Source organism: Paenibacillus sp. N3/727, assembly GCF_022637315.1.
Classification (GTDB): domain Bacteria; phylum Bacillota; class Bacilli; order Paenibacillales; family Paenibacillaceae; genus Paenibacillus_AQ; species Paenibacillus_AQ uliginis.
This window is the reverse complement of the sequence record NZ_CP093336.1, coordinates 1,673,807-1,680,000: the sequence shown is the minus strand read 5'-3', so window position 1 is coordinate 1,680,000 and position 6,194 is coordinate 1,673,807. Positions and strand designations below refer to the sequence as shown.

The following is a 6,194-nucleotide window of genomic DNA, read 5'->3' as shown; positions in this document are numbered from 1 at the left end:
TAGAGAGCTTCCATAGCGAATCTCCTTGCTTCACGGCATGCTTATGAATAATGGGCTGAGTTCCGTCAGGTACAGGAACGGGCTCAGTTGGTACTTTTATTTTCATGCCGATGTCGAGTTTATTGGGATCAACCAATTGCGGATTCGCATCCACGATTTTAACCAAAGGGACTCCATATTTTTTCGATAGCTCATATAGGGTGTCGCCTTTCTTGACGATGTGTATTTTCACGCCGCTAAAACCTCCTACTCTCTTCTAGGCGCTTTGAAGCATTTCGCCCGCATTCGTTACTACATCCTATGCAGAAGATGGGCGATTGACATCCCTAGAAGCAAAAAAAATCCTTTCATCGACATGAAAGGATTTTTCCTATATTCCGTTTGTTAGAGTCGTACAAGTCTATAAGCTTATGCTTCCCATACTTTATAACCGTCCTGATCAACAATTTTCCGGAACTCATCTAGCAATCGGAGGGTAATCGGACCTGCTTGGCCCTCTCCAATGATTCGACCGTCAATCTCACGTGCGGCGATAACTTCGGCAGCTGTCCCTGTGAAAAAGACCTCGTCTGCAATATACACGTCATGCATGCTGAATGGTTCTTCTTTAAGAGGGATATCCAGCTTTTCACACAGCTCGATGATAGCCTGACGAGTAATTCCTTCGAGTGCCCCCAAGTAACAAGGAGGCGTTGTGATGACACCGTTTTTAACAATAAAAATGTTGTCGCCAGAGCCTTCCGTTACATAGCCCTGCGCATTCATCATAATGGCCTCATCTGCGCCCGCAAAGTTTGATTGAATCTTCACCAAAATATTATTCAGATAGTTCAGAGACTTAATCTTCGGATTAAGTGCATCCGGAATATTTCGTCGTTGCGCGACAGATACAGCCTTCAAGCCATTCAGATAAGCCTCTTTCGAATAAATAGCAAGCTGCTCCACGATAATGATAACCGAAGGTTTGACACAACGGCGCGGGTCCAGTCCCAGATTACCCACACCCCGGGATACGATCAGACGGATATATCCGTCACGCATATCGTTACGGCGAATCGTCTCGGCCATTGCTTCCAACATTTCATCTTGTGTAAGAGGAATTACCATATCAATCGATTTAGCCGAATCATATAAACGATCAATATGCTCTTTGCATTTGAAAATGTTACCGTTATAAATACGGATACCTTCAAATATACCGTCGCCATACAGAAATCCGTGGTCAAAAACCGAGATTTTTGCGTTCTCTTTCGTAACATGTTCTCCATCTAAGTAGATCCATTGTTCAGCCATCTCTGCTATACCTCCGTTTTTTCTCTTTCGTATGCAAACCCCGGGTAAGATCCAAGTATGCGAACCTGACACCCCAAGGCTTCAATCTCGCCCATTGCTGCCGTTAATAGCACAGAATCTGCTGAATCCAGCACATCAATGTAAAAATAATAGTTCCCCAGCTTTTTTTTGGTTGGGCGGGACTCGAGCCGAGACAGGTTCAATCTTCGCCATGCGAAGGTTGAAAGGACTTGGTGAAGAGCCCCCGGCGCATCCTCTGGTAGCGTCACCAGTATACTAGTCTTCACATATTCTGGTGAGCGCGGAACCTCGATAGGATGACGTCCGATCAGAACAAATCTCGTATAGTTGTTGTCATGATCCGTGATCTTTTCAGCTAAAATATTGAGTCCATGCGTTGAAGATCCCAAAGTTGTACCGATGGCCGCCCATCCTTTACCCGGATTTTTCTTGACGATGTTCACGCCCTCAGAAGTGCTTCCGCAAGGTTCAAGCTCTGCCCCGGGAACATATTTGGACAGAAACTGCCGGCATTGGGCTGTAGCCACCGGGTGAGAGTAAATTTTTTTGATTTTAGCGAAATCAATACTACCGTCCTCTGCACGGAATTCCGAAACGTCACCGATGATGTTCTGTATAGAAGGATATACCCATTCCACCTGCATCGGTATATCCACTTCGTTTACTAACCAATCCATATGAAGACTAACCGAGCCTTCGATTGTATTTTCGATCGGAATCACGCTATAATCGCTTCTCCCGTCTACGGTCGACATGAACACATCAGATATCAGTTTATGGTGTATGAATTGTGCAGACTCACCTTTTAACAAATATAAAATTGCCTCATGAGATACCGAGCCCGAGGGCAGCAATGCTATACGTTTCATGTTGTTACTTCCCCTCTAATCATATCCAAAAATGAAGTACTCTCTCTATTATCAAGCACCTTTACCCCTTCCACATCTGGTTGGAGCAATAAGCTGGATGCTGATATTCCTTCCTTTTTCATCGTATCCATGAGATAGGATTTTAAAGTCTCAACACGTTCGTCTCCACGTTGAATCAGAGCAATTAAGGTAGGACCCGCTCCGCTTAAAGCGATACCAAGTGCCCCTCTGTTAGGTGCTTCATCCAATATCTCGGCCATCCCCGGCACCAGTGCGGCGCGATACGGTTGATGAATACGATCTCGCATAGCTGCTCCAATCAGATCCAGTCGTCCAGATGCCAACGCAGCTGTCATTAAGGAGGAACGGCTGATATTATAAACGGCATCGGATAATGAGAACTGCTCCGGCAGCGCTTCTCTCGCCTTAGCGGTCGATAGATGAAAGTCAGGAATCACAACCAGCGTGTCCAGATTAACTGGCGGTTCAATCCGTACATAATCCGCATGGTTACCATCCCAAGCTGCAGCGATGATGCCTCCAAACAAGGATGCACCTACATTGTCTGGATGTTTCTCAAGATTTGTAGCCATATCAAACAGCTTGCTATCCGGCAAAGGCGATCCGATAAGAGCATTGGCTGCCGCCAGTGAACCAACAATGGCTGAAGCACTGCTTCCGAGTCCACGAGTCAACGGAATATCCGAGTACATGGAAATCGCGAGTTCCGGAACAGAAATGCCTGCCTCGTCAAAAACCATCTGGGCAACCTTATATATAAGATTGCTCTTATCCTCAGGCACACCTTTCATTTCATCTCCGTACAGATGAAAAGCGGTACGATCGTCTCGCTTCATTTCGATCCACGCATAAAGAGATAATGCCATTCCCAGTGTATCAAATCCCGGGCCAAGGTTAGCCGTGCTGGCTGGAACCTTAATTCGGACACTTTCGGACAAACTCATACTTGAGCAGCCCCTTCAAGCTTTGCAATAGCATCCATAACGGCAGATTCCGTATCGGATACGACAAGCGGCTCCGCATTAACAGTTGTGATAGCGATGTTCGGATCCTTCAGGCCATGTCCGGTAAGAACACATACAACCGTTTCTCCGCCTTTGAAGTATCCCTCGCGTTTCATTTTATACACACCGGCAATCGATGCCGCGGAACCTGGCTCAGCAAAAATCCCCTCTCGTGATGCAATAGTACGGTAAGCTTCCAGGATTTCATCATCTGTTACGTAGTTAATCTGACCGCCTGATTCATCCGCCGCCGCAACAGCAGTTTTCCAGCTGGCTGGATTACCGATCCGAATCGCTGTGGCCACAGTTTCCGGGTTTGGAATCGGCTCGCCTTTTACAATAGCCATAGCCCCTTCCGCTTCAAAACCAAGCATAGTCGGGAGTGAAGAAGCTTTCCCTGCAGCGTGGTATTCTTTAAATCCTTTCCAATAAGCCGATATGTTTCCGGCATTACCTACAGGAATAGCCAGAACATCCGGAGCTTTGCCGAGCTGGTCGACAACCTCAAATGCGGCGGTTTTTTGGCCTTCAATTCGATATGGATTCACGGAGTTCACTAATGTAATAGGATGTTTCGCTGTAATTTCACGCACAATCTCAAGCGCACGGTCAAAGTTGCCGTCAATCGCAATAACCTTTGCACCGTAAATCATTGCCTGCGCCAGCTTTCCAAGTGCGATATTATTGTTCGGTATAATGACTATACAATTCAGCCCGCCGCGTGCAGCATATGCTGCAGCTGCTGCAGAGGTGTTTCCTGTAGAGGCACACATGATCGTGCGGCTCCCTTCCTCCATAGCTTTAGCTACCGCCATAACCATACCACGGTCTTTAAACGAACCCGTTGGGTTTAATCCCTCGAATTTGAAATGCAGATCAATGCCCAAATCCTTGGACAGATTCTCAGCACGGATCAACGGGGTATTTCCCTCTTTCAGCGTTAACAACGGTGTATTTTCGTTAACAGGCAAATATTCCTTATACGTCTGGATCAAACCTTCATATGGCATCTCTCTTATTCTCCTCTTCACATATAAAATTTATATATTATTTATGGATCATTACAGGTATCAGATTAGCCTTCTACACGGTACACACTCTTAATGCGGCGTATGACATCCAAGCTTTCAAAATGGTTAAGCACTTTATCTATGCTAGCTTTGCTGGCGTTATGGGTTACGATGATGATTTCCGCATCGGGATTTTGATCATTCGGCTGCTGCACCACGGACTCCAGGCTTACATCAAATTCAGCGAGCACTTGTGTGATTTTTGCAAGCACCCCTGCTTTATCGTCCACTTGGAGCAAAATAAAGTTCTTAAACATGATCTGCTCATCGCTCTTCAGCTTTTTCGCTTTGTAAGGCACGATCGCTTTCAAACCATTCACGCCGAGCTTCAGGTTTTTGATAACAGCGACCAGATCTGCTACGACGGAAGTTGCCGTCGGCATTTCACCTGCACCTGGACCATAAAACATTGTCTCGCCAACCGCTTCTCCGTATACGTAAACAGCATTATATACTCCGTTCACCGCAGCAATCGGATGACTCGTACGAACCATCGTCGGCTGGACACTGATGCTGACCTGCTCATCCTCACGGTCTGCGATACCGAGCAGTTTCATTTCGTAACCCAACCGCTTCGCATATAGAATGTCTTCCTTGGACACCTGCGAGATTCCCTTTACACTTACATCCTTCAACTCAATATTCGTACGGAAACCCAATGTACCTAGAATGGCCATTTTACGTGCGGCGTCTAATCCTTCCACATCAGAGGTTGGATCTGCTTCCGCATAACCGAGCTGCTGAGCTTCTGCCAATACATCCTCGTACGAAGCACCTTCCTGACTCATTTTTGTCAGAATAAAGTTCGTTGTTCCGTTAACAATCCCCATAATTTTCATAATGCGGTCCGAAGAAAAACCTTCGATCAGGGTACGGATAATCGGAATACCGCCGGCGACACTTGCCTCATAGAATACATCACACTGCTTCTCTTGAGCTTTCGCCATAATTTCCGCCCCATGAAGCGCCATCAGATCCTTATTCGCTGTGACGATATGTTTCCCCCGATCCAATGCTTCCAAAATGTAAGACTTCGTCTGCTCAATGCCGCCCATTACTTCCACAATTACATCAATTTCCGGATCGCGGATCACATCCCAAGGATCATCCGTCAGCTTACTGCTGTCCACCGTTACACTGCGATCTTTCTCTGTATTTTTAACTGCGATTTTTTCTATAATAATAGGTGACCCCACCTGACTGCTCAAATCTTCCTGATGTCCCTCGACGATACGGACAACCCCTGTTCCTACAGTACCTAATCCCAACAATCCTACTTTAACCGGCTTCATATATGTCTCCTCCTATTTCCAACCATTCTTGTACTCTATTATAACTAACTATCCTTGCCCGATCATTTGGACTCTTCTTACGCCCGTTGCCCGGCGCAATCCATCAAGCAAATCATCCAGCTCTTCGTTGAGCCGTGATACTTCCACAGAAATAACAACATTCGCAATTCCTTGCAGCGGTATACTCTGATGTATGGTAAGTACGTTACCGCCATCTCCAGCCACCAGACCCAACACCTCGGACAGCATGCCGGAACGATGCTCCATATCAATGGAAATCGTGACGATCTCATCCCGCTCCAACTGATTGATGGGATGAATGCCATCTTTGTACTTATAAAAAGCACTCCGGCTCAGGCCAACCTGCTCAACGGCTTCATGAACTGTCTTCACATCACCGGACGCGAGCAGCCTTTTTACCTGCATGGTCTTCACCACGGCTTCTGGCAAAATATCCTCACGGACTAGATAATACCGTTCTTTCACAAACGTCCTCTCCTCAAAGACTCGTGTTTTTGTATAGTGGACATTATACTGGATAACCTGGTTGAGGGCAATACGTTTGAGTCTATTTTTTAAAAATCACTATGTTGTTATCGTATAAAGGTTTGTTTAAATAAAGCT

7 protein-coding genes (1 of these 7 cut by a window edge) are annotated in these 6,194 nt (G+C 46.1%); all 7 read right to left on the bottom strand.

The features are described from left to right. Positions 1 to 232: the start of a LysM peptidoglycan-binding domain-containing protein gene (locus MNQ98_RS07485; protein ID WP_241932625.1), read on the bottom strand. Its footprint begins 1,484 nt before the window's first position; only the first 232 of its 1,716 coding nucleotides appear in the window; its start codon is at positions 230 to 232; the stop codon falls past the left edge of the window. Positions 233 to 408: 176 nt separating this feature from the next. After that, on the bottom strand, positions 409 to 1,293 hold the full coding sequence (ilvE, locus tag MNQ98_RS07480) for a branched-chain-amino-acid transaminase (RefSeq protein ID WP_208915283.1): 885 nt from the start codon (positions 1,291 to 1,293) through the stop codon (positions 409 to 411). 5 nt (positions 1,294 to 1,298) lie between these two features. Then, positions 1,299 to 2,183 carry a prephenate dehydratase gene (gene pheA, locus MNQ98_RS07475; RefSeq protein ID WP_241932624.1) on the bottom strand — a complete coding sequence of 295 codons (885 nt, stop codon included), beginning with the start codon at positions 2,181 to 2,183 and terminating at the stop codon, positions 1,299 to 1,301. Continuing rightward, complete coding sequence (gene thrB / locus MNQ98_RS07470) at positions 2,180 to 3,148, bottom strand: homoserine kinase (protein ID WP_241932623.1); 969 nt, start codon at positions 3,146 to 3,148, stop codon at positions 2,180 to 2,182. Before thrB ends, pheA begins: the two co-directional genes overlap by 4 nt. Next, a complete protein-coding gene (gene thrC, locus MNQ98_RS07465; protein WP_241932622.1) occupies positions 3,145 to 4,218 on the bottom strand; it encodes a threonine synthase in 1,074 nt (357 codons plus the stop codon). The genes thrB and thrC overlap by 4 nt, the downstream gene beginning before the upstream one ends. Before the next feature lie 65 nt (positions 4,219 to 4,283). Further along, positions 4,284 to 5,570 carry a homoserine dehydrogenase gene (locus tag MNQ98_RS07460; protein ID WP_241932621.1) on the bottom strand — a complete coding sequence of 429 codons (1,287 nt, stop codon included), beginning with the start codon at positions 5,568 to 5,570 and terminating at the stop codon, positions 4,284 to 4,286. Positions 5,571 to 5,618: 48 nt separating this feature from the next. Then, complete coding sequence (locus tag MNQ98_RS07455; protein ID WP_241932620.1) at positions 5,619 to 6,056, bottom strand: ACT domain-containing protein; 438 nt, start codon at positions 6,054 to 6,056, stop codon at positions 5,619 to 5,621. Positions 6,057 to 6,194 lie beyond the last annotated feature (138 nt).